Here is a 23332-nt window from a genome sequence, read left to right on the forward strand (position 1 = left end):
TAATAGCACTATTATACCCTACATGGTTTATTATGCAATGGTTTAGTTTAATTTTGTTTAATTATTCATCAATTTGAATAATTGCCTGTGTTTGTAATTCATGGTAGCATTAAGCAAACGGAGGTGGCAACGATGGGATTAGTAACCCGCCAGTCAAAAAAGCTCGATGACTTATTTGCCAAACTGGCTAAAGAACCAGCAACCAAGCCGAAGAAACCCGCCCATGACGACAAGAATGGGCAGGACAAGAAAATGAAATAAGTTAAGGATGAAAATAGCCGGTAGCGTTTCTGATGAGAAATGCTGCCGGCTCTTCTTTGGATTACTGAATTCCAGTGTGCTTGCTGATCCACTGCCAAACTTGCTCACTGCCCTGCTGCTTCACAGCAGAAAAGGTTAGCAGGCTATCACCATCTTGCAATTGCAGCTTGTTGATAATCGCCCTTTTCACCTTGGCACGTTGACTAGCCTTCACTTTATCAATCTTGGTAGCGACCACCAGGGTTGGTAGCTGATAGTAGTGCAGGTACTGGTACATCATCACGTCATCTTCAGTTGGCTGGTGGCGGGCATCAACCAACATGATCACGCCCCGCAACTGCTTCCGACTAGTGAGGTATTCTTCAATCATCTGACCAAAGCGTTCCCGTTCCTGCTTCGAGACCTTAGCAAAACCATAACCAGGAACGTCGACGAAAAATAACCGGTCGTTGACGTGATAAAAGTTCAGCGTCTGCGTTTTTCCCGGTTGGCTGGACGTATGGGCAAAGTTGCGACGGTTAATCAAAACATTAGTCAGTGAGGACTTGCCAACGTTAGAGCGTCCTACCAAGGCGATTTCCGGGTCACTGCCCTGAGGGTACTGGGCGGCCGCCACTGCACTGATTGTTAATTCAACATCGTTTACTTGCATCTACTTTCCTCCAAAAAAAGGGGCAGTTTTTCTTCGCTGCCCCGTCAATTATTATGAAACTTGTTCGTTCTTCAGGATGTAGCGCGGCTCAGTGTGGTTAGTAACACACCGCTTATCAATTTCCACCTTCGCTACGTCTTGCCGGCTTGGTAAGTCAAACATCACGTCACGCATAACGTCTTCAATGATGGAACGTAAGCCCCGGGCGCCGGTATTCCGCGCGATCGCCTGCTGGGCCATTGCCCGAAGTGCACCCGTGGTAAAGTGAAGCTCACTACCATCCAGCTTAATCAACTGCTGGTATTGTTTGACCAACGCGTTCTTCGGCTCAGTCAAGATCCGGATAAGATCATTCTCGTCCAGTTTTTGTAGAGCGGTCAGCACTGGGAGCCGGCCAATAAACTCTGGAATGAGGCCAAACTTCAGCAAGTCTTCCGGGATAACGTGCTGCAAGATATTCTTATCAGTGACCTTGACGGCATCCTTGGAGTCCGTGCCAAAACCGATCGTCTTGTCACCCAGGCGCTCCTTCACAATGCTCTCGATCCCGTCAAAGGCACCACCAACGATGAACAGAATGTTAGTGGTGTCAACCTGAATAAATTGCTGTTGTGGGTGCTTCCGTCCACCCTGTGGTGGAACATTAGCAACCGTCCCTTCCAGAATCTTCAGTAAGGCCTGCTGAACCCCTTCACCAGAAACGTCCCGCGTAATGGAGACGTTTTCGCTCTTCTTCGCAATCTTGTCGATTTCATCGATGTAAATAATCCCGTGTTCTGCCCGGTTAACATCAAAGTCAGCCACCTGCAGGAGCTTAAGGATAATATTTTCAACGTCTTCACCAACATAACCGGCTTCCGTCAGCGTCGTTGCGTCAGCAATAGCAAACGGCACGTCTAGAATGTGCGCGAGTGATTGCGCCAAGTAAGTTTTCCCGGAACCAGTTGGACCAATAATCGCAATGTTGCTCTTCTGAAGCTCAGTATCGTTATTCTCCTTTTTGGCCATGGCTGTTACACGCTTGTAGTGGTTATAAACCGCCACCGCGAGGGTCTTTTTGGCGTCTTCTTGACCAATGACGTAATCATCGAGCTGGTCGACAATTTCCTGTGGGGTCGGTACCTTCATGTCAGCAACGGCTGGTGACTCTTGTTCCATTTCCGTGTCAATAATCCGTTTACAGAGGTCGACACACTCGTTACAAATGTATACACCCGGGCCAGCGACAATCTTTTCGACTTCGTCTTCTGACTTGCCGCAGAAAGAACAGCGGATGACGCCATTCATCCCGTTTCCATTGTCATTATCCAATCTGAATCGTCCTCCTGTAATTAATTGTGTCCATATTTTAGCAGAAAGCCGCTTATTTTTAAATTAATTGCTTTTCACCATAAAAAAAGCGGGCCTCCCGAAAGAGAGCCCAGCTTTGCGAAATCCAGCCAACAATTACTTGTCGCTGTCTTCCTTCTTGTCATCATCGTTGTCAGCAGCCTGCTTGGGGTCCAAAACCTGCTTTGCAGAATCAGCAACCAAGTCAACGGCCTTCTTGATTTCGATGTCGTGAGTCAGCATGTCGCGGCTCAGAACCTTCTTCACTTCATCAGCCTTCATCTGATATTGTTCAGCCAGGTCCTTGATTTCATTTTCGATGTCTTCGTCAGAAGCAGCCAGCTTAGCATCCTTAACGATGGCTTCCAGCACTAAGTTAGTCTTAACCCGGTGTTCAGCTTCGTCAGCAAACTGCTTACGCAGGTCGTCTTCGGTGCTGCCAGTAATCTGGAAGTACATCTTCGGGCTGATTCCCTGTTGCTGCATACCAGCAAGGTATTGCTGTACTTGACGGTTGGTGTCATCATCCATCATTGACTGTGGGATGTCACCAATTTCGGCGTTAGCAACTGCCTTGTCGATTGCTTCTTGTTCCACTTGTGAACGAACGGAGTCTTCACGTTGCTTTTGGAGTTGCTTCTTCGTCTTTTCCTTCAGTTCAGCAAGCGTGTCGACGTCTTCGTCAACATCCTTCGCAAAGTCGTCGTCCAGCTCCGGTAACTGCTTTTCCTTGATTTCGTGAATGGTAACAGCGAAGTTAGCATCCTTACCAGCCAATTCCTTAGCGTGGTAGTCTTCAGGGAAGGTAACCTTAACGTCAACCTTATCGTCAGCATTGTGGCCAACCAACTGGTCTTCAAAGCCAGGAATAAATGAGTTAGAACCTAGTTCCAGTGAGTAGTTGTCGGCTGAACCACCATCAAACTTCTTGCCATCAACGGTTCCCACGTAGTCAATCACAACAGTGTCGCCCTTGGCTGCTGGCTTGTCTTCCTTCAGAACCAGTTCAGCTTGTTGTTGACGCTTATCTTCCAGTTCACTGTCAACTTCCGCGTCGGAAATTTCAGTGTTGTGCTTAGTAACTTCGAGACCCTTGTAGTCACCTAGTTTGACATCAGGTTCGATGTTAACAGTAGCCGAAAGTTTCCACGGCTTGCCCTTTTCGAGGCTTTCAATGTTCAACTGTGGTTGGTCAACTGGCTTGATGCCGGCTTCCTTAACGGCAGCTTGGTAAGCTTCCGGAAGAACTTCATTCAAAGCATCCTGGTACAGTGATTCTTCACCATACATTTGGTTGAAGATCTGGCGCGGTACATGACCCTTGCGGAATCCAGGTACCGTAATCTTCTTCTTCGTTTCCTCAAAGGCCTTGTCAATGCCCTTTTGAGCAGTTTCAACGTCAATTTCAAACGTTAATTTACCGCGGCTCTTGTCGCCTTCGCGTTCCCATTTTGCCATGTTGTTTCCTCCAATATGAGTCATTTTAACGGTCGCCTGCAAAGGGATTTACAGACTTCCACATACTTTAATAGTCTACCTTACTGACAGCCTGATTTCAACCATTTGGGTGAAAACAAACAACCGGGGTGGTCTATCCCACCCCGGCTAAAAAGTCAGTATTACTTATTTTTCATTACTGGTTGGTAAACCAGATCAATGATTACCGCCACAATCAGCGCCACCGCAATCGTTAACCCCAGGTTTGCAAAGTTGATTTGTGTCATTGCCAAACCGAGCAGTGCCAGCACAAAGGTTAAAACAACGTCAATGACCTGCACCAGCCCAACCAGCTGCGACGGCATTGACTGCCAAAAGTACTTCTTGGTCCGGGTAATGAGGACAATCAGCATGGCACTAAGCACCAGGTAAACGTAGACCATTGTCGATACCGTTCCCTGACTCCAACCGTGGAGTGTCAGGTAGGAAACAAAGGCAAAGCCAGCGACCGTCCACCCGAGGGCCAGTGAAAAAGCAATTTTCGCCAGCTTTTTCATGTCCCAACTCTCTGGCTTGTAAGTAATATGGGTATTATCCGTTCCAATCATCATCGTTACCATGTTGTTCATAATGGTGTAGATGACCATCGCGTTGAGCGCCATTGGCAAATAGTGGAAGCAAAGATAGCCCGCCGTTAGCAGCATCGTCAATTCCGCCGTTCGCGACAGTTTAGTCAGGGACCAGGTGGTCATCCGCTGGTAAACCCGGTGCCCAGCATCAAGAATATGAACAATTGGCGTCAGCCCATCATCCAATAGGACCATCTTGCCGCTTCGCTTGGCAACGTCGGCCGCATTGGACATGGCAATCCCCACTTCCGCCTGCTTGAGCGCCGGGGCATCGTTGACCCCGTCACCAGTCATGCCGACGATGTAGCCCTTCTCCTGGAAAATTTTGACCATTCGTAACTTGTCTTCGGGTAAAACATCCGCAATGCCCGCCAGTGAGTCAACGGGCGTTTGATCATTAAAGGCAGAATAAGAGATCACTTGGCCCACCAAGCCAACCTGCTTGGCCACGGCCGCGGCAGTTCGCTGGTTATCACCCGTCAGCATAACCGGGCGAACGCCCCGCCGCTTCAACTCGGCCAACGCCGCTGGGGAATCCTCACGCACCATATCCTGAAGGATAAAAATACCCGCCAATTGGTCATCAACCAGCACTGCTACCGAACGACCCGCAGTAAAGTCAACCTGCTGGGTTGCCGAATTGGCCTGTTGATCGATTCGTGATAGCTGTTTGAAGGACCCCAGCTTAACGTTATGGGCACCACTGGTAGCCATTGAATAGCCAGTGTCCGAAGTAAAGGGAACAAATTGGTCAACCGCTGCCGGTTTAACCTGTCGATCCTTCAGATAATGGTCAATCGCCCGGTCAATGATGCCCGAATTGCGACGGTCCAGGGCCGCACCGACGAGCGACAAGATATCCTGCTCAGGTAACTTGCCAAAGGCGTTCCACGACGCAACCGCCGTTTCGTTCTTGGTGATCGTGCCCGTCTTGTCTAGCAATAACAAGTTCAGGTTGGCGGCATCCTGAATACCAGTGAGGTCGGCCGTCAAAATTCCCTGTTTGCTAAGCCGGGTAGCCTCAAAGGAATTCGACAGTGCAAAAGTGGACGGCATTGCTACCGGAATGGAAGCGATAAACATCATTGCCAGAAATGGTAACATCTCAATTACGTTATCATGATAAATGAAGGCCGCAATGACGACGATCAGCGTTAATACCGCGTCTAATAGGCATAAGTAATAAATAATTTTAGTCAATAACTGTTGCAAGTGCCCCGGCGCCGCTGACTTGTTAATTAAGTTAATCGTTTTGCCGGAACGTGAATTACGGCCAACGGCACTAACTTCCGCCAATGCGTGGCCCTGTTCGACAGTTGTGCCAGAATAAGCAGTTGCACCTTCTTGCTTGGCAATTGCCTTAGATTCACCAGTAATCGAGCTTTCATCAAGAGTCAGCCGACCGCTAATCAATTTCACATCGGCAGCCAGTACGTCCCCGCGTTTTAAACTAACAACGTCACCCACGACGATGTACTTGGAGTTAACTGTCTGCCACTTACCATCACGTTTCACGGAGACGTTGGGTGTTAATTCATGCGAAATATTATTCAGCACCCGCCGCGACTTCTTCTTTTGTAGGGCCCCGTTGAAAGCTGCAAATAACAGCATCAGCAAAACAAAGAGTGACTGGATCCACTTGCCCAGGATGCACTCCAGTAATAAAGCTCCTTCCAGAATCCATGCTGATAAGTTCCACAGCTTCCCTAAAAATTCCTTCCCAAAGTTAAACGGGGGTTCAGGAACCTCATTCGGTCCATCCGCCTTTAGCCGGGCGGCGGCTTGCTGACTAGTGAGTCCCCTAACTTGCTCGTCCATTCCTCACACCTCTTCAATCATAATAAAATTAGTGTACCGCAAAAAACGGATAAAAAAAAGAAGTTCGGGAAAACCCGAACTTCTGTACTTACCCGAAAGTAAGCTAGTGAGGTGACGCTATTAGTCCAGCACGTCAGAAACGACACCGGCACCAACAGTGTGACCACCTTCACGGATAGTGAACTTCAGACCCTTTTCAAGGGCAACTGGCTTTTGCAGTTCAACAGTGAAGGTAACGTTGTCACCAGGCATAACCATTTCTACACCATCTGGCAGTTCAATCGTACCAGTAACGTCAGTAGTGTGGAAGTAGAATTGTGGACGGTAGTTGGAGAAGAATGGCGTGTGACGGCCCCCTTCTTCCTTCGTCATAACATAAACTTCACCCTTGAACTTCTTGTGAGTCTTGATTGAACCTGGTTCAGCCAAAACTTGACCACGTTCAACTTGGTCGTGGTTAATACCACGAAGCAGAACACCAACGTTGTCCCCTGCTTCACCAAGGTCAAGAGTCTTGTGGAACATTTCCAGACCAGTTACAGTTGACTTCAGAACATCTTCAGTCAAACCAACGATTTCAACTTCGTCACCGATCTTAACAGTACCACGGTCGATACGACCAGAAGCAACCGTACCACGACCAGTGATAGTGAAGACGTCTTCAACAGGCATCATGAATGGCTTGTCAGTAGGACGCTTTGGAGTTGGGATGTAGTCGTCAACAACGTCCATCAGGTGCAGAACAACCTTCTCTTGTTCTGGGTCACCCTGCAGAGCCTTCAGAGCTGAACCGCGGATAACTGGAACATCGTCACCAGGGAACCCGTATTCGGACAGCAGGTCACGAACTTCCATTTCAACCAGGTCGATCAGTTCATCATCGTCAACCAGGTCGCACTTGTTCAGGAATACAACGATGTATTCAACACCAACCTGACGTGCAAGCAGGATGTGTTCACGAGTTTGTGGCATAGGACCGTCGTCAGCGGCAACAACCAGGATGGCACCATCCATTTGAGCGGCACCAGTGATCATGTTCTTAACGTAGTCGGCGTGGCCAGGAGCGTCCATGTGTGCGTAGTGACGCTTCTCAGTTTCGTATTCAACGTGAGCAGTGTTGATAGTGATACCACGTTCCTTTTCTTCTGGAGCAGCATCGATATCTTCAAACTTTTCCTGCTTAGCCAGACCCTTGTCAGCCAGCACCTTAGTGATAGCTGCGGTCAGAGTAGTCTTACCGTGGTCAACGTGACCAATAGTCCCAATGTTTACATGGGGCTTAGTACGTTCATAATGTTCTTTTTCTGCCATTAATGAAACCCTCCTGAAAAATTACAAGTACATGCCAGATAACGCAAGACGCCAGCTGACACACCTTTAAAGAAATTGTACTACTTCGTTAGCGCAAAGAAAAGTAAAACTTTCCGCCAACAAAGAATTCTTAATCATGGTATCAGATGGACCGTTTTTTGTAAATATTTTTGTGCTAACTTTATTGTTTCATTTCCGTTAAAACAACATTACTAGCGCATTTGATCCACCAGCCGTTGAATTTTTTGCTGCCATTTCTGTGCCCTTTCAACCGACTCAGTAGGAGTAACCAGGGTCCCAAAACTAGTTAACGCCGTCACCCAATCTCGTTGTGAAGTAACCGCCTTGCTGATAAACGGGTAAAGGAATATCATCTGCAACTGCAATTCATCAGTCAATGCCGCTAATGTCGACGGGTCTGATTGACCGTACTGATCGTCTAACATTTTCTGCATCGTCGCTACTTCTGGCACCTTTGTCAGTGGCTGCAGACGACATAAGTTTAACTGGTACTCGTGATCATCGATCCATAACACCGTCGCTTCCTGGTCGATTTTCAGCGGCTGAAGGGTTTCTAAAATACTCGATTTAATTAGTGGTTTGGCAAACGGATCCCTCAGTAAAAATAGTGCACCAGTGAGGTACATTTTCAGTGGCAATTGCTCGGCCTCGATCAGGCGCTGTCGTTGCTCTCTAAAGGACCCATCCCCCAAGTGATAAAAACTCTTCAACCGGGCTTTCAGGGTGGTGGCGGTCGCCACTTCTGCCTGTTTTTCGGCCTGACTAATCTCCCCCGTTAGTTTCTGACTCCACTGGGGCACAAAGGCCGCTTGGCGGCGAGCAGTAATGAACTGCTGACCAGCCGTTTCTAGTAAAATCAGCTGGCGTGCTCCTTCCCTGCTTTGCAGGTAATCATCGACGTGGTCTTCGGCAATTTTAATTGCTAATTGGACTTGACCATCACGCTGAAGTGCCAGTGATAACAGCCGGTTTACCTCAAAATCACCAGTTTCTTCGTTCAATGGCGTCAACTGGCGCACCGCTTGGTGGTATTTACCCTGTTGAACCAATAACCGCCCCGCATCCAGTTCCTTCATTTGCTTTTCGTTCAACTTGCCGCCTCCTAAGGTCAGAAAACGGTGTGCCGCCATGCGACCCACCGTTTTGTCATTATCTGTTATTGCTCGCTATTCTTGTTTGCCTGATGCTTGCGTCCTCGACCACGACCGCGATGTTGGTGCTTGCGGTGTTGGTGTTTGTTATCATTTTCAGGCTGTTGACTGTTGTTAGCACCTTTATTGGACTTTTTCCGTCCCTTGTGCTTAGCATGCTGATTGATTTCCATAATCACCGGCAAAATAACTGGGTGACGTTTAGTATGGTCAAACAGGAAACGGTTCAGTTTTTCCCGCACATCCTGCTTCAGGTGTGACCAGTCGAATTCCTTTTCATCGAGGTTATTTTGAACCACGCGTTCAACTAGTTCTGCACTCTGCTCCATCAGTTTGTGGTTAGTTTTCACAAACACAAAGCCCCGCGACGTAATTTGTGGCTTAGCAACAATCTTCTTTTTCTTCCGGTCGATCGTTGCCACCACTACGAAAATCCCATCTTCCGACAGGACACGCCGGTCTCTGAGGACGATATTGCCAATATCGCCAACACCAATCCCATCAATCATGGTGTTAGATACGTCAAGGTGTTCTCCCAGGTGGAACTTCCCATGTTCATAGCTTAAGACATCACCCTTAGCCGGGATGAAGATGTGATCAGCTGGGATGCCCACTTCTTCCGCCAGTTCAGCGTGCTTAGCCAGCAAGCGGTATTCGCCTTGTACCGGAATAAAGTACTGCGGCTTCATAAAGTTAAGCATCAATTGCTCATCGTTTTGGTTGGCGTGGCCCGATGGGTTTAAGTCATCTGAGATGAACTTCACATCAGCACCCGTCCGGAAGAGCATGTCCTTGGTCTTTTGAACTTCCGTTTCCATCGCATAGGAAGGAGTAGTAGTAACAAAGACCAGGTCATTATCAGTAAATTTCAGGTGTTTTTCGTCACCGTTGGCAATCTGCTGCAAGGTCTTGATTGGCTCGCCCATCCGCCCAGTTACCAAAATGACTACTTGACTCGGGTCGAGCTGGTTGGCTTCCTTGAGGCTGATTCGCAGTCCCTTTGGCACCTGCAGCTGGTGCTGCTTAACAGCAGTTTCAATAATCTGCTCCAGGTCTTTACCAAAGACAACGACCTTACGCTCAGTTAACTCCGCCGCGTGCAGGATTTGTTGAATCCGCATAATATTCGAAGCCACGCTCGCCACAACAATCCGCCCACTAGTGTAGAGGAAAGTTTGGCTAATGTAGGCCCCGATATCCTTTTCGCGGGTGCTGACACCGGTAATAGCTGAACCAGCAGAATCACTGAGCAATGCTAAGACTCCCTGCTGACCAATCGCTGCCAACCGGGCCAGGTCTGTCCGGTAACCAGCAACCGCTGTTTGGTCAAATTTGAAATCACCAGTGTAGACAATGTTACCCTCGTCAGTTTCAAGGACAATCCCTAAGGTATCAGGAACCGTATGGGTGGTTGGGAAGAAGGAGACCGTCACATCGTCAAAGTCAATTTCCGTATTGGCATCAACCACGTGATAGTCGTTAAACTTCTTCACCTGCTTATTATTCTTCACTGCCAACTCGGCCAGTGCAATCGTCATTTTACTCCCGAAAACTGGAACACGGAAGTCCATCAAAAAGTACGGCAGTGCACCAATCGCATCGGCATGACCATGGGTCAGAAAAACACCGGCGATTTTATCGGCGTTCTTTTTCAGGTATTCCCAGTCTGGGATGACCACGTCAATTCCCATTAACTCGTTTTCTGGGTACTTCAGCCCGCAATCAAGGATGAAAATCTGATCATTGACTTCAACCGCATACATATTTTTGGCATTCTCCCGAACACCACCAAATGGAATAATTTTAATTTTACTCATAATACTCCCTTGCTTGATATTTAAATTTTGACTCTCCGGCAACGGCGTTACCGGGTAATTTGATTACGCTCTTTGTCAATTAGCAATATCTTACCACATTCTGCAATTAGAATGCCATCTTCAGGGGAATAAGAAAAAGCCCTCCCAAAAATGGAAGGGCTTTGTGTAGACGCTAAACAGACTAACGACGAAGGTTCAGCCGTTGAATCAGTTCACGGTATGCAGGAAGGTCAGTCCGCCGCAGGTAAGCCAACAGGTTCCGACGGTGACCAATCTTCTTCATCAGACCACGCTGTGAGTGGTAGTCGTGCTTGTGAGTACGAAGGTGCTTGTTCAGTTCGTTGATGTCAGCAGTTAAGACAGCAACTTGAACCTGGGTTGAACCAGTGTCGCCTTCGTGAGTAGCGAATTCTTTGATGATTTCGTTCTTGCGTTCTTTAGAGATAGCCATGCTATTTCCCACCTTTCATAATTAATTGAACCTAGTTCTAGGTAAAGCGTTGGTGAGGATCGCTAAACCGAGAAGAGGCAGTGGCTTAATTAGCCTTGAAATACTATACACGATTTCCTGGTTAATTGCAAATTAGCAACAGACTTATTATTGCAAAGGGCTTGTCGGTCTAGTATAATATCAAATGTTGAATTTAAAAGGTCAATGAATATTGACGGCGACGGAGGTGAATCTGATGCCAATTATCAAGTCAGCAATCAAGCGTGTTAAGACTAACGAAAAGGCTGCTGCCAAAAACGCTGCACAAATGAGCGCAATGCGGACTGCCATCAAGAAGTTTGATAACGCCAAAGTTGCAGGTGCCGACAACCTTGATGAATTATACCGCGGTGCTATTTCCGCAATCGACCACGCCGCAGCTAAGGGTCTGATCAAGGCCAACAAGGCTGCTCGCGACAAGTCACGTTTGGCTGCCCGTTACAACAAGTAACCAGCAGAATAACGAAAAACCCGGGAGATGATTTTCTCCCGGGCTTTTTTATTTGCCCAAACGCAGCATAAACAGTTGAAAAAGCAATTCTGGTGACTGCGCAGTCGTCTTCAGTTGGTAATCGACCTCAACCAAGCCCAGAAAGGCAGCATTGAGTGCCGCCAACGAAAATTGACGTGCTGTCCGTAGTCCCAGCTTAACCCGGTATGGGTGAACTTTTAATTTGCGCGCCAGCCCCGCCTGCGATAAACCACGGCTCGCTAAGACTTTCAGTTGAATCAGCAGTCGAAATTGGCTGACCAACGTCGCATTAATTGCCAATGGTGCCGTTTGCGACTCAATTAACTGGTGATACAAGTCTAGTGCCGCTCGCTGGTCTCTTTTCAACACCGCATTGACCAGGTGAAATACATTGTCATCTAGGGACTGAGGAACTAGTCCGGCCACCTGGTCAATCGTCACTTCCTTTTGGGGGTAAGCTAATAAGGCCAGTTGCTTGACACGGGCACTCATCAACCCATAGTCAGCATTTGTTCGCCGAACCAGCTCATCTAAAGCTGCCGGGGCAATCTTAACCCCTTCCTTAGTAAAGCGCTGCTGGATTGCGTGACGGGCGGCTCGCTCATCAAGTGGCGAAGCATCCACGGTCACGGCCACTTTTTTCAGCTTTTTGACAACTGCTTTGCGCCCATCCAGTTTGTCATATGGCGCCAAAAACACCAGAACAGTCGTCGGTTGCGGGTTAGTCAAATATTTGACCAACCCTTCCACGTCATGCTCAACCTTCCCTTTACCGCGCTGGCCCGTTAGAAAAAAAGGCTTATTAACGATCACTAGGCGGCGTTGACCAAAAAATGGTGCCGACATCGCATCATCAACAGCCACGCTCACTGGCGTTTCTTCCATGTCGTAGGCGCCCACGTTCATCACTTTTTCTTCTGCCGGCACTAGCCGTTCAAAAGCTGACCGTGCTTGTCGCTGTAAAACTTGCTGAGTTCCTAAAATCAAGTAAACTGGGGCCACTTTTCCCCTCGTTAACTGTTGCTGTAAGGCGGCAACATCCATTTTAATTCGTCTCCTCTGAGGGTCGTTGACCAACGACCATTCCTGCCAAAATAGCGGTACCTAATCATACCATATTGCTGCGTCGACATTGTCCGGATGCCCAACCTTTTTAGTCGCCGCACTGTCACGTTATGCGGATGACCATAACGGTTGAACCGCCCGGCAGAAATAATTCCGACAGTTGGCTTGGTCGCCAAGAGAAAATCCTGCCCACTCGCCGTGCGACTACCGTGGTGACCCAACTTCAAAATATCGACCCGTAGTTGCGGATACTTTCTGATAACTTTCCGTTCGCCATCAAGGTCTAAGTCACCAGTAAATAAGAAATTGCGGTCACCAAAGCGACCAAAGAGCGTTAGTGAATCACCGTTTTTCCCCTGACCACGATGGTCGGGGTGAACAACTTGCAGTATTCCCTCACAGTAATCGCCACTTTTTACCGGCAAAACCTTCACCGCTGAATGTGGTGGGATCCGTCGGTTAAATTTTGCCAATTTCTCCATCCCCGCCGGGACATAAATCCGCTTAACATCAAGCTTTTCCAGCACAGCAGGCAAGTCACCAATGTGGTCAGCATCACTATGAGATAAGAAAACTGCGTCTAGTCGGTTAACACCTACACTCTTCAGATAATTGATAGTCGTCTTCTCTGCCTGGGCCCGACTAGGCGGCCCCTGCGCCCAGTGGGGACGGCGAAAGTTCAAGCGCCCACCAGTATCAATCATCACCACCCGGCGGTTCAACGGCGTTTTAATGATAATGGAATCTCCTTGCCCGACGTCAGCAAAAATAACCTCACCGTGGAGGGGAAAATGGAGCTGACAAAAAAATACTAAATAAGCGCCAGCTAAAAGGCATTGGTGCCGGCGGTTCGTCGGTTGGTCAAGTAACAGCAGTGATAAAGCGAGCAGCAACCAAACGGCCCAAGACGGCGGTTTACCGAAACACACCATCCCGGATAAGTGCGAACAGGAGAAAAGCAAGCCGTGGGTTGCCTTCAGTAAGCCATTAAAAAGTTCTGCTGGTTGTGACCACCACGGCCACAGGAGCACCGTAATAATCGTTCCAGGAAAGAGCAATAAAGAAAAAATGGGCGACACCAAGTACGACATGATGAAGCTAAGAAGGTGGAACTCAAAAATTTTATTGATAATCAGTGGAACCGTCGTCAGATTTAACAGTAGTGATTTGAAAAATTCCCCTTGCTCAAGCATGTGGAGTAATAAGGACAGCAGGTACGACAGCTGTCCACCCAGTTGCGTTAACACCAACGGATCGAGCCAGCAGCCAATGATTAAGCTCCACGCCCAGCCATCAATTGCCGGCAACTTTAGCCGTGCGGGCAACAAACGGCATTCGGCCATCACGATTGCCCGCACCAGACTGGCAGAGCCACCACCTAAAATCAAGTAAGCAGGTAAGAAAATTGCCAGACAATTATCAATCGTTTCCCGCGTGAAATGGCAAGCAACCAATCCGCGACGCAATAATTCAGTTAGCAAGACGACATGCATTCCTGACAGGCAGAACAGGTGTACTATTCCCAACCGTTTAACTGACTCTTGCCACCCTGCCTGTTCACCCTGATAACCGATGATTAATTGGTCCGCGTATTGACTAAGTGGTGCTGGCAAGTGGCGAAAGTATTGATGAGCCGCTGCCCGCCAATAATGGCAATAAGCAAGCGGTGAGCTGGGTAATTCTTCCCTGAGAACGCGGACCTGGTCTGCCCGAACCTCGCTGCATATTTTCCTGGCGTAATAATATTGTTGGGGGTCAAATTGGTGTTGATTAGTTGCCGGCAAAAGCGGCTGCTGTTTGCCTTGGACAAACACAGTCACTGGGGTCGTCCGCTTTTGCCAATCGTTCTTCTCTGCTAAAGATTTAACCCGAAAACTCAAGTTGCTCCGCTGATGACTGCTCACCTGCCAACCATCAGCGAAAACCCGGTCGCCTTGAACACGAATGTGATCCGGCCACAAGACATATTGCTGACTAATTGCCTGCGATTGGGCGGGGGTCTGTTTCTGCCACACGTTGGCAAAACTGGTGGCACAGACTATCCCCACGATGACAACCAACGCGGTTTTCCTCAGCAAGTGGTAGTCTTTGGTCGACAACATCCTCATTAACCAGTAGCAACTAACCGCTAACAAGGTCCAGCTAAAACTAGCGATCAGTGACACAACCAGCGCTACCGAAAACGCTGGCAATAGCCAGCTATCTTTAATGTTGCTGCTGTGCCGGATGGATATACTGATCCAACCGGGCTTCTTCCATAATATTTTCCTTGAGGGTAATGTGGCGAAGAGTGACGCCCTTGAGCTTAATTAACCGCATTGCGTAGTCATCATTGTGGTAATTCCGTAAGTAGTTAATTTGCTTAATTCCAGCTTGCAACAGGCTCTTCGTACACTGCAAACATGGAAAATCCGTCACATATAGCGTCGCCCCGTCCGTCGAAACACCGAAGCGTGCACACTGCAGCATGGCGTTCATTTCTGCATGAATAGTGCGAACACAATGTCCATCACGCAGTTCACACCCTGCGTCAATACAGTGGACGTCCCCAGAAACGGACCCGTTATAGCCGCCAGCAATAATCCGTTTGTCACGAACCAAAACTGCGCCGACAGATAACCGTTCACAGGTACTACGGGAAGCCAATAGTGCGGCTTGCAACATAAAATATTGGTCCCAGTCCATTCGTTTTCTCAAAATCATCACCATCCTTTTGTGGTTTAATCATACACCCTCAATTCATCAAACTGATAACTGGTCCTTGATTTTTGCAATTGTCTTATCGCCAAAGCCGGTAATATTTTTGAGGTCTTCAACACGACTGAACTGGCCATGCTGCTGACGGTAAGCCAGAATGAGGTCAGCCTTTTTGTCACCAATGCCGGTAATTGTTGTTAATTGTTCCTTGGTTGCGGTATTAAGGTTCACCACTTGACTGTTGCTGTCGGCCTGTTGCCCACTCGCCAATGAGCCGTCATTTGGTGCAACCTGCTCGCCCTTCATTGGAATGTAGATCATTTGCTGGTCGTTCACCTGTTTGGCCAGGTTGACCTGATTATTATCAGCATCCGGTCGAAACCCCCCGGCTTGGTTAACCGCTTCAGCAATCCGCGAACCACGCCTGAGTTCATACACCCCTGGTTTATTGACTGCCCCCTTAACGTCGACAAATACTTTGCCACTTTTCCGGTCCGTTTTATTAGTTTGGCGGACCTGCGTTGCTGGTTTTTCCATGGGCATTTCCGTTGGCTGCTGTCTTCCGTGCCAAATAAATAGTCCCAGTATTACCAGTCCGCCAACAAAACCGATTAGGATTTCTCGTTTATAGGTTTCGTACAAATCAAACAATCGCTGTTTCAAAAAAACACCCCCTAACGTAAAGATACGTAAGGAGATATTCGTTAAACTAATGGTTTGCTAAATATTTCACGGCACCACGGAAATTTTTCACTGGCACGACCTTCATCCCCGGTGCATATTTTTTGGCGGTATTTTTGGCCAATTGGTAGTTTGTCTGGTGGTGTTCCTCATACTTTAAAAGCAGCTTGCTTGGCTTGACGTACGGTGCCAAGAAAATTTTGGCTCCTGCACGGTGAGCAGCCACCACTTTTTTGTCGATCCCACCAATTTCACCCACTGAACCATCAGGGTTGATTGTCCCCGTCCCGGCGATTTTACGTCCGTGACGAAGATCACGGTTAGTAAGTTGTTCGTAAATTTGCAAGCTAAACATCAGTCCACCAGAAGGCCCGCCTAATTGGCCCGGGTTAACTTTGACTGGAATCTTAGTATGAACTTTGACGTTGTCCGTCAGCATGATCCCAATCCCCGACCGGCTAACACCCGGTAACTTGACCAATTTGCTGGTAACTTGCCGGTGTTGGTTGTCGTGCAGGTAAGAAACTGTCAGCGGACTACCAACAGGCCGTTGGCCAATAAACTTTTGGTAGCCCTGGGCAGTATTAAAGTGACGGCCGTTGACCTTGGTGATCGTATCGCCAACTTTGATTTTTCCCCGAAACTTCGAATTTGGCTGAACCGACAAAACATAAATCCCGAGGTACTGCTTACTAAACTGCTGACCAGCAGCTTGGTAGGCGACCGCAATTGCCTCATTAATGGCACTTTGCATATAGAAATTTTGAACCTTGTCGTAGGTCTTGCCGTTTTGTCCACCGGTCACATCATTAGCATTTTCGATGGTCGCGTGGGGATCAAAGTGCGCCCACACCCAGGTAACTGGTCGCGCCTGTTGAAGATAAACCGAGGTGATCATAAAACTTCCCGGGCGCTTGTCCGGGTGCCCCTTGACCTTGACGTAACTTTTCAGACTATCAGCAGTACCAGGCGTCTCAATGTACTTGTTAAGCGGCCAAAACAGTGCCCAGCCGACAAAGAGTACGGCAATCAGCCCCCAAACAATCCGCTTGAGAATTCGCCGGTTCTGCTGGTTGTCTTGCTGATGATTATTTGCTGATTTTCTCATCTTAATCATCCGTTGTCCGTTTGAGTTTGCGTTCCTTCAGCCGTTGCTCCAGTGCCTCATTAATCTGACCAGGCAGGTAAGCTGAGATGTCACCACCGCTCATGGCCACTTCCTTTAAGAGACTACTGGATAAGTGTTGGTAGCGTGGATCCGCCAGGAAAAAGACCGTTTCCACGTCGTGGTCAAGGAACTTATTCATGGTGGCAATGTCTCGTTCATACTGAAAGTCAGTCGTATTCCGGAGCCCACGCATTAAGTAGTCTGCGCCGATTTTGTTCATTAACTTAACTGTCAGTCCCGAAGTCGTGATAACCGAAACGTTATCCATACCAGCCGTTGCTTCGCGAATCTGCTGCACTCGCTCTTCAATCGTGAATAATGGTGTTTTGCTCGTGTTCGTCATTACAGCGACCGCGAGTTGGTCAAAGAGGGCCCGTCCCCGTTTAATCAAGTCAATGTGACCAAGCGTCAGCGGGTCAAAGGTCCCCGGAAAAATAGCGATCTTCATTCTTGTTACTCCTCTCCATGAAAACGGTAAATGGTTAAGACGGTAATGCCATAGTGGTGTTGACGAACGAAGTCAAAGCCACTAATATCGGCTGGCAAGTGTGCCTCCTGGTTAGTTTCTGCCACTACTAGGGCATTCGGTTTCAACAGCTGTGATGTTGCCAGCGTCGTCATGTTTTTGACAATCTGCTGCTTGGCATAAGGTGGGTCTAAAAAGACCAAGTCAAAGCTGGTTTGTTGTTTGGCCAGTACCTTAAGTGCCCGGTTAGCATCGTTCTTGATAATGGTAAATTTTTCTGGTTGTTTTGTCACCGCAACGTTTTTCTTAATCACCTGAACGGCAGCATACTGTCGGTCCACCATCACGGCATGATCAATTCCCCGGCTAACTGCCTCGATACTTAAGCCACCACTTCCAGCAAAAAGATCAAGGCTGGTCCCGCCGTTAAAGTAAGGCCCGATGCTGCTAAAGAGTGCTTCCTTGACCTTATCAGTTGTCGGGCGAGTTTTCCGCCCCGGGACAGCACTGAGGCGCCGCCCACCATATTCTCCTGCTACTACTCTCATGAAAAATCATCCTCTTCATCTTCGCGAAAGGCCATCGTCGACTTTAAGTCAGTCAGCTCGGGATCAATTTCCGGCCGGGGGGATGGTTCAACCGCTGTTACCTGGCGTAATGCTAATAATTTTGCTGTCTGCTCGGCCACTTTAGCATCATCAACGTAGAGCACTGCATAATGCATGTGCTTTGACACATAGATCAACCGGCCATAATGGCGGATCGCCCGAATTGCCCGACGAGAGCGAAAGTAAACCGCCAATGCCCGGCGGTGGTTAATATCCATGACTACCACCCCTCCTGTTCTGAACGTTTGCGCGCCTGGTGACGCCGAATTGCAATATTTTCAACCAGCCCCAAACTAGCACAAAGGATAATCATACTTGAACCACCATAACTAATAAACGGGAAAGTTACCCCGGTGATTGGCAAAATGCCCGTTACCCCACCAACGTTGAAGAGCGTCTCAACCGTAATAAAGGTGGCCGTCCCGTAGCAGGTTAGTGTCTCGTACATCGACTGTGATTGAATACCCAAGCGGATGGTCCGTAGAATAATCATGGCTAGCAAGGCAAGAACTGCTAAGACGCCCAGAAAACCAAATTCCTCGGCTAGGATGGACATAATAAAGTCGGTATTCGGCTCGGGAAGAAAGCCCATCTTCTGGATAGAGTTGCCTAACCCCACCCCGTGGAGTCCACCATTACTGATGGCGTAATAGGAGTTGACTAACTGGCTCCCAATCCCCCGGGCATTTTGAAACGGATCCAAATAGGCCAAAAAACGGGCAGCCTGGTAACCATGAATCATGTTAACAGCCAAGTGTGACAGTAAAGGTATTCCGAAGCCAATCAGGAAAACAGAAATTCCCAGAAAAGAAACGATGACGTAGGTCGGCATCCCCGAAGCCACAATGATGACAATCACAATGGCTGAATTAATCGCAAAACCCCCGATATCTGGCTGAATTATAATCAGAACCAGCAACGACGCGACAATCACAATGGCACCCCATTGTTCTCTAAAGTGAAGGTCCATTCCTAGCTCGGCCAGGTGAGCAAAACGATTGCTCAGATAGAGAATTAAAAATAATTTACACATTTCCGCAGGCTGGATATTAATTGGCCCAACATGCAGCCAACCACGCGCCCCGTTTATTTCCTGGCCACGAAGCCGAACATACACCAGCATGACTAATAAAATGAGAAAGAAAATCGCTAAAAAGCGTGGACTTCGCAAGAACTGCCTGGAAAAGGAGCTAAAGACAATAAAACAGATCAACCCCGCCAATACATAAAAAAGCTGCTTAATGAAATAAGCGCGCGGGTTCACACCATTTTGCATCTTCATTCCGGCACTGGCCGAGTACACCATGACTGTGCCAAAAAAAGCCAAGACTAAATAAGGGCCAGCAATTACCCAATCCAGTAAACCGAGTTTTTTTGAAATCTTTTTAAACACTTGTCTTCCCTCCGAGCAAAATCTTTTTCATTATACCATCGAGCACTTCCGTCAGGGTAAAACAAAAAGACTTCAGCGTAAAAAATGCCGAAGTCTTAACTAAAGAACTAGTGCTTACTTCTTGGACTGTGCCCGGCGGCGCTTAGCAGCCTTTTCACGGGCATTAGTGTTGAGAATCTTCTTCCGCAGACGAATATTCTCTGGAGTAACTTCACAAAGTTCATCTTCGTTCAGGAATTCCAGTGATTGTTCCAGTGAGAAGTGAGTAGGCGTGTTAATCCAGGCTTTTTCGTCAGAACCAGCGGCACGCACGTTAGTCAAGTTCTTACCCTTGGTGATGTTAACAGTGATGTCGTTTGTCCGCGAGTTTTCACCGATAATCATCCCTTCGTACACTTCTGTACCTGGGTCGATCAAAAGCGTCCCCCGACTTTCGATGCCCATCATAGCGTAAGTCGTTGCCTTACCAGAGTTCATCGAAACCAGCGCGCCCTTCTGACGGCCGGGGTTCCAGTTCTTGATTACCGGGGCGTATTCTTTGAAGGTGTGGTTCATGATCCCATAACCACGAGTTTGGGTCATAAACTCAGTGGAGTAACCAATCAGCCCCCGTGACGGCACTTCGAAAATCAGCCGAGTCTGGCCGTTGCGGGAAGGTTCCATGTTCTTCATCTGGCCCTTCCGCTTAGCCATGCTGTCAATAATCGCACCGGTGTATTCATCTGGCGTATCAATTTGAACTTCTTCAAACGGTTCGCATTGTTTGCCATCAATTTCCCGGTAGATAACTTCAGGACGGGAAACAGCCAATTCGTAGCCTTCACGCCGCATTGTTTCAATCAGAATTGACAGGTGCAATTCACCACGGCCAGAAACCGTCCAGGCACCAGCTTCGTCGGTATCCTCAACCCGGAGGGAAACGTCAGTCTGCAATTCACGCTTGAGGCGTGTAGACAGCTGACGGGCAGTTACAAACTTCCCTTCTCTCCCGGCAAATGGCGAGTCATTTGTCCGGAAAGTCATCTGCAGCGTTGGCGGGTCAATCCGCAACAGCGGCAGTGCTTCTGGGTGTTGAGAGTCACAAACGGTTTCACCAACATTAATGTCGTTCATCCCTGAAACGGCAATCAAATCACCCGCTTCGGCTTCCTTAATTTCCAGCCGCTTCAAACCGAAGAACCCGAAGAGCTTCGTCACCCGGAAGTTTTCCTTAGAACCATCCAGCTTCATCACGGTAACGTTATCGCCGACCTTGATCTTACCGCGGAAAACACGGCCAATCCCGATCCGGCCAACGTAATCGTTGTAATCCAACATGGCAACCTGGAACTGAAGCGGTTCGTCGGAATTATCAACCGGCGCTGGGATAGTCTTCACGATAGTGTCGAACAGTGGCTTCATCGTGTGTTCCTGAGTTGAAATGTCAGAATCATAACTAGAAGTCCCGTTCATTGCTGACGTGTAGATAACCGGGAAGTCAAGCTGATCTTCGTCGGCCCCTAACTCGATAAAGAGGTCCAGTACTTCATCGACCACTTCTTCTGGACGGGCACCCTTCCGGTCAACCTTGTTGATAACAACGATCGGTACCAGGTGCTGTTCCAGCGCCTTTTGCAGAACGAAACGAGTCTGTGGCATTGTCCCTTCAAAGGCGTCCACTACCAGCAGACAGCCATCGACCATCTTCATCACCCGTTCAACTTCACCACCAAAGTCGGCGTGACCCGGGGTATCGAGGATGTTGATTTGGTACTTCCCGTACTTAACAGCCGTGTTCTTCGAGAGAATAGTAATCCCCCGTTCACGTTCAATTGCGTTAGTGTCCATTGCCCGGTCTTCAATTGAGAAGTGTTCAGGCAGGGTATCTGATTGCTTCAGCATTTCGTTAACCAACGTCGTCTTACCGTGGTCGACGTGGGCGATGATGGCAATATTTCTGATATCGTCGCGTGATTTCAAAATGATGCTCCCTTTCTCCATTTATTTCCATTGTTAGCAGCCGACCACTGTGGCAGGTAACAGCAACCCGTTATTTTCATAAAAAAACTGTGACCGCGGTCACAGTCGATCCGTTCATTTAACGAGCTGCAAAATTTCCCTGGCAGCATTGTTCGTCGCTATTAATACGCTGTTAGATGATAGCACATCAGCCGGCGTGCCGTCAATCTTAACAAAGGTTAAATTCAAAGCCGCTGCCATAATCCGTCCAGCAGCCGCATCCCACGGTTTCAGCCAGGAGATATAAGCTCCCAGTCGCCCGGTCAGCACGTCAGTAATTTCCAGGCCAGCACTGCCGTACATCCGGAGACCACGAGCTGCTAGGGCGACCTGACGCAGATTGTGTTCGCCCTTAAGGATCATCATACTATTAACCGACACCAGTGAGTCATGCAAGTGCTTGTCTACTGGTGACTGCAAACGAGTATTAGTCGTTGGCGTTTGCAGGAAGACCCCACCCTGCGGCCCACCATGATAAAGGGTTGCAGTGTCAACATCCATGATGTAACCAGTGGTAGGCTGCCCATCGATGAACAACCCCACCATGATTGCGTAGCGGTGCTGCTGCATCACAAAGTTCATTGTCCCATCCAGCGGGTCAACCACCCAGACATGGCCGCCCAGGTCAGCGACGTGGTCCCCAAACCCTTCCTCGCTGATGATTCTGCAACCAGGATCAATTTCCTTCAAACGCCGATCCAGCCACTGCTCATTTCGTTTATCAACCGTTGTTACCAGGTCTTTATAACTGGTCTTTTCAGCTACCTGAAAAGACGCACCGACGTCACTGACGGTTTGCTCACGGATTTCAAAGAGCAGGTGGCGAACCTGCTGATCAATAACTGCTTGTTCTGTCATCGTTTATTCACTTCCAGTTTTACCTTTTTGCCGGTGGCATTTTTAGCAGCCTGAACCACGTCATAGAGTTGATAACCAGAAAGTTTGGCAAACTTACGACCCAGCTGCTTTTCGCCCGCCTTAGTTGACACAACTTCCTTGAAGTGGCGGTAATCAGTCAGCACCCGCTCAGTAGTGGTCCCCACTTCATAGGCATCCTCGACTGTCCTCAGCATTTTGATTACCGTCACAATTTCTGCCGTTGACCAGGAAGGGTCTAACGGGTATGAATAATTATGTTCCATCTTACAATGCCTCCTGCTTTTCTCTGGGTTTTATTCTAGCATTTCTCTGTCCGCACGGTTAGCACTTCCAACCATCCCCTTCGAATGTGTTAAACTAAGAGAACATTAAGAACTAATTGGAGGAAGCAACCGTGTATTTAATGAAAGATATTACCCGTGATGGTAATCCCGTTCTCCGGAAACGGGCGGCAAAAGTAGAATTCCCGTTATCTGATGAAGATCAGCAGTTGGCTCACGATATGATGGAATACTTAGTAATCAGTCAGGACGAAAAGCTCTGCAAGAAATATGGTCTACGCGCTGGTGTTGGCTTAGCAGCACCGCAAGTTGGCGAGTCTAAGCAGATGGCTGCAGTGCTGGTACCACAAATTGACCCTGATGCTGAGACCGACGAACCAATGTTTAAGGACGTCATTATCAACCCGGTGATCGTCAGCGAATCTGTTCAATACGGCGCACTCACTGAAGGTGAAGGGTGCTTGTCAGTTGACAAGGATGTACCAGGCTACGTTCCCCGCCACGACCGGATCACCCTGCGTTACCAAAACACTGCCGGCAAAACTATTAAGATCCGTCTCAAAGGCTATCCGGCAATCGTTTGCCAGCATGAAATCGACCACCTCCACGGGGTCCTTTTCTATGACCACATTAATAAGCAGCATCCCTTTGAAGCGCCACATGACACCATTATGATTGATTAGTCACGCTCCAATAATAAAAACGGCA

At 48.3% G+C, this 23332-nt stretch carries 23 protein-coding genes; 3 read left to right on the top strand and 20 right to left on the bottom strand.

What is annotated here, in order from left to right:
• The first annotated feature begins 132 nt into the window (after nucleotides 1–132).
• Entirely contained in the window at nucleotides 133–261 is a 129-nt protein-coding gene (locus Q0E49_RS01810; RefSeq protein ID WP_295746074.1) for a hypothetical protein, read from the top strand.
• 61 nt (nucleotides 262–322) lie between these two features.
• On the opposite strand, the gene yihA is transcribed toward Q0E49_RS01810, so the two are convergent.
• From yihA to rpsO, 8 genes are all read right to left on the bottom strand, one after another.
• The gene (gene yihA / locus Q0E49_RS01815; RefSeq protein ID WP_295746076.1) at nucleotides 323–913 is read right to left on the bottom strand and encodes a ribosome biogenesis GTP-binding protein YihA/YsxC; all 591 of its coding nucleotides are present in this window, start codon (nucleotides 911–913) and stop codon (nucleotides 323–325) included.
• A 51-nt stretch (nucleotides 914–964) separates the two neighbouring features.
• Nucleotides 965–2200, bottom strand: coding sequence for an ATP-dependent Clp protease ATP-binding subunit ClpX (clpX, locus tag Q0E49_RS01820; RefSeq protein ID WP_295746173.1), 1236 nt, complete (start codon nucleotides 2198–2200; stop codon nucleotides 965–967).
• A gap of 159 nt (nucleotides 2201–2359) precedes the next feature.
• A complete protein-coding gene (gene tig / locus Q0E49_RS01825; RefSeq protein ID WP_295746078.1) occupies nucleotides 2360–3700 on the bottom strand; it encodes a trigger factor in 1341 nt (446 codons plus the stop codon).
• Between the two features lie 161 nt (nucleotides 3701–3861).
• Entirely contained in the window at nucleotides 3862–6126 is a 2265-nt protein-coding gene (locus tag Q0E49_RS01830; protein ID WP_295746080.1) for an HAD-IC family P-type ATPase, read from the bottom strand.
• Between the two features lie 120 nt (nucleotides 6127–6246).
• Nucleotides 6247–7437 (bottom strand): elongation factor Tu, encoded by a 1191-nt coding sequence (gene tuf, locus Q0E49_RS01835; protein ID WP_295746083.1) that lies wholly within the window; start codon nucleotides 7435–7437, stop codon nucleotides 6247–6249.
• A 212-nt stretch (nucleotides 7438–7649) separates the two neighbouring features.
• On the bottom strand, nucleotides 7650–8549 hold the full coding sequence (locus tag Q0E49_RS01840; RefSeq protein ID WP_295746086.1) for a hypothetical protein: 900 nt from the start codon (nucleotides 8547–8549) through the stop codon (nucleotides 7650–7652).
• Nucleotides 8550–8614: 65 nt separating this feature from the next.
• Nucleotides 8615–10426, bottom strand: coding sequence for a ribonuclease J (locus Q0E49_RS01845; RefSeq protein ID WP_295746089.1), 1812 nt, complete (start codon nucleotides 10424–10426; stop codon nucleotides 8615–8617).
• Between the two features lie 181 nt (nucleotides 10427–10607).
• Complete coding sequence (gene rpsO / locus Q0E49_RS01850) at nucleotides 10608–10877, bottom strand: 30S ribosomal protein S15 (RefSeq protein ID WP_102281305.1); 270 nt, start codon at nucleotides 10875–10877, stop codon at nucleotides 10608–10610.
• Between the two features lie 235 nt (nucleotides 10878–11112).
• Here rpsO and rpsT point away from each other — a divergent pair, with 235 nt between their 5' ends.
• Entirely contained in the window at nucleotides 11113–11367 is a 255-nt protein-coding gene (rpsT, locus tag Q0E49_RS01855; protein WP_102281303.1) for a 30S ribosomal protein S20, read from the top strand.
• Nucleotides 11368–11415: 48 nt separating this feature from the next.
• Here the strand turns inward: rpsT and holA are convergent, their stop codons facing one another.
• The 12 genes from holA to Q0E49_RS01915 all read right to left on the bottom strand — a co-directional run bounded on the left by holA (nucleotide 11416) and on the right by Q0E49_RS01915 (nucleotide 22606).
• Complete coding sequence (gene holA, locus Q0E49_RS01860) at nucleotides 11416–12432, bottom strand: DNA polymerase III subunit delta (RefSeq protein WP_295746097.1); 1017 nt, start codon at nucleotides 12430–12432, stop codon at nucleotides 11416–11418.
• The gene (locus tag Q0E49_RS01865; protein ID WP_295746100.1) at nucleotides 12402–14645 is read right to left on the bottom strand and encodes a DNA internalization-related competence protein ComEC/Rec2; all 2244 of its coding nucleotides are present in this window, start codon (nucleotides 14643–14645) and stop codon (nucleotides 12402–12404) included. The genes holA and Q0E49_RS01865 overlap by 31 nt, the downstream gene beginning before the upstream one ends.
• A gap of 13 nt (nucleotides 14646–14658) precedes the next feature.
• The gene (locus Q0E49_RS01870) at nucleotides 14659–15150 is read right to left on the bottom strand and encodes a ComE operon protein 2 (protein WP_295746101.1); all 492 of its coding nucleotides are present in this window, start codon (nucleotides 15148–15150) and stop codon (nucleotides 14659–14661) included.
• A 45-nt stretch (nucleotides 15151–15195) separates the two neighbouring features.
• Entirely contained in the window at nucleotides 15196–15813 is a 618-nt protein-coding gene (locus Q0E49_RS01875; RefSeq protein WP_295746103.1) for a helix-hairpin-helix domain-containing protein, read from the bottom strand.
• Between the two features lie 46 nt (nucleotides 15814–15859).
• A complete protein-coding gene (locus Q0E49_RS01880; protein ID WP_295746106.1) occupies nucleotides 15860–16939 on the bottom strand; it encodes a SepM family pheromone-processing serine protease in 1080 nt (359 codons plus the stop codon).
• Between the two features lies 1 nt (nucleotide 16940).
• Complete coding sequence (coaD, locus tag Q0E49_RS01885) at nucleotides 16941–17447, bottom strand: pantetheine-phosphate adenylyltransferase (protein WP_295746109.1); 507 nt, start codon at nucleotides 17445–17447, stop codon at nucleotides 16941–16943.
• A gap of 5 nt (nucleotides 17448–17452) precedes the next feature.
• The gene (rsmD, locus tag Q0E49_RS01890) at nucleotides 17453–18013 is read right to left on the bottom strand and encodes a 16S rRNA (guanine(966)-N(2))-methyltransferase RsmD (RefSeq protein WP_295746112.1); all 561 of its coding nucleotides are present in this window, start codon (nucleotides 18011–18013) and stop codon (nucleotides 17453–17455) included.
• Entirely contained in the window at nucleotides 18010–18291 is a 282-nt protein-coding gene (locus Q0E49_RS01895; protein WP_295746115.1) for a YlbG family protein, read from the bottom strand. Before Q0E49_RS01895 ends, rsmD begins: the two co-directional genes overlap by 4 nt.
• Nucleotides 18292–18293: 2 nt before the next feature.
• Nucleotides 18294–19466, bottom strand: a complete 1173-nt coding sequence (locus Q0E49_RS01900; RefSeq protein WP_295746118.1) for an FtsW/RodA/SpoVE family cell cycle protein — start codon at nucleotides 19464–19466, stop codon at nucleotides 18294–18296.
• Nucleotides 19467–19580: 114 nt separating this feature from the next.
• Nucleotides 19581–21425, bottom strand: a complete 1845-nt coding sequence (gene typA, locus Q0E49_RS01905) for a translational GTPase TypA (protein WP_295746121.1) — start codon at nucleotides 21423–21425, stop codon at nucleotides 19581–19583.
• Between the two features lie 114 nt (nucleotides 21426–21539).
• Nucleotides 21540–22322 (bottom strand): inositol monophosphatase family protein, encoded by a 783-nt coding sequence (locus tag Q0E49_RS01910; RefSeq protein WP_295746123.1) that lies wholly within the window; start codon nucleotides 22320–22322, stop codon nucleotides 21540–21542.
• Complete coding sequence (locus tag Q0E49_RS01915) at nucleotides 22319–22606, bottom strand: UPF0223 family protein (RefSeq protein WP_295746124.1); 288 nt, start codon at nucleotides 22604–22606, stop codon at nucleotides 22319–22321. Before Q0E49_RS01915 ends, Q0E49_RS01910 begins: the two co-directional genes overlap by 4 nt.
• Before the next feature lie 131 nt (nucleotides 22607–22737).
• Between Q0E49_RS01915 and def the strand changes: the two genes are divergently transcribed.
• Complete coding sequence (gene def / locus Q0E49_RS01920) at nucleotides 22738–23307, top strand: peptide deformylase (RefSeq protein WP_295746127.1); 570 nt, start codon at nucleotides 22738–22740, stop codon at nucleotides 23305–23307.
• Nucleotides 23308–23332 lie beyond the last annotated feature (25 nt).

The organism is uncultured Limosilactobacillus sp., assembly GCF_934202235.1.
Classification (GTDB): Bacteria; Bacillota; Bacilli; order Lactobacillales; family Lactobacillaceae; genus Limosilactobacillus.